The 901-nt window shown below is 74.1% G+C and carries 1 protein-coding gene and 1 pseudogene; one reads left to right on the top strand and one right to left on the bottom strand.

Annotation, left to right across the window (positions count from 1 at the left end):
• Positions 1-273: pseudogene (locus GT354_RS20680) on the bottom strand (aminotransferase class I/II-fold pyridoxal phosphate-dependent enzyme); the annotation flags it as partial.
• On the opposite strand from GT354_RS20680, the gene GT354_RS20675 reads away from it, so the two are divergent.
• Positions 248-901, top strand: a 654-nt coding sequence (locus GT354_RS20675) for a polyketide synthase dehydratase domain-containing protein (RefSeq protein ID WP_237535290.1), incomplete at its 3' end; no start/stop codon positions are given. The pseudogene GT354_RS20680 and the gene GT354_RS20675 sit on opposite strands and share 26 nt — an antisense overlap.

The raw sequence follows: 901 nt of genomic DNA, 5'->3' as shown, positions 1-901 counted from the left end.
GTTGGCCTCGGTCTCGCCGATCGTGACGCGGCAGCCCTCACCCTCGAACGGCCGTACGGTCACGCCGGCGGCCTCGCACATCGCGGCGAACTCGCTCGTGCGCTCCCCCAGACGCAGCCACACGAAGTTGGCCTGCGAGTCGAAGATCGTCCAGCCCTGACCCACCAGCGCCTCCAGGACGCGGGTGCGCTCGTCGACCAACGCCGCGACCCGCTCCAGGAGTTCGGCCTCGGCGTGCACCGACGCGATGGCGGCGACCTGGGCGAGCCGGTTCGCCCTGCATCCCGCATTGCTCGACGCGGCGCTGCACGCCTTGGCCCTGGCCGGCCTGGTCACCGACGATGCCAAGCCGGCCGGTGCGTCGGCCGGCGGGTTGTCCCTGCCGTTCGCCTTCGGCGGAGTGCGCGTGCACGCCACCCGGGCACAGCGTGTGCGGGTACGCACGACTTCCGGGCCCGACGGGCGGGCCGACGTGGAGCTGACCGACGAGACGGGCGCACCGGTGGCGACGATCCGTTCGCTGACGCTCCGCCCCCTCGCGCGTAGCGGGTCGGCGACGGTGGACGCGGTCACCGACGCTCTGCACCGGACGCACTGGGTGCCGGCCGAACCGCCCGTACCCGTGACGGCGCTCCGCTGGGGGATCCTGGGCACGGCGGGCACACCACTGGTGGACGCCCTCGCCCCAGCGGGTTCCGGCATCCCGGTATACCCCGAACCGGCCGCGTGCGACGCGTCGTCGGCCGTGGTCGTGGCGTCGTGCCCGCCGCCCGACCCGACCGGCGGCGCGCGAGCCCAAGCCGCCGCGATGTTGCGGGCAGCGGACTGGGCGCTGCGACTCGTGCAGGAGTGGCTCGCCCAACCACACCTGTCGCGCTCGCGTCTGGTCCTGGTGACATCC

Origin of the sequence: Streptomyces sp. SID3343 (assembly GCF_009865215.1) — a bacterium.
Taxonomy (GTDB): domain Bacteria; phylum Actinomycetota; class Actinomycetes; order Streptomycetales; family Streptomycetaceae; genus Embleya.
The sequence above is the reverse complement of the archived record's forward strand: the minus strand, read 5'-3'. Positions and strand labels throughout refer to the sequence as shown.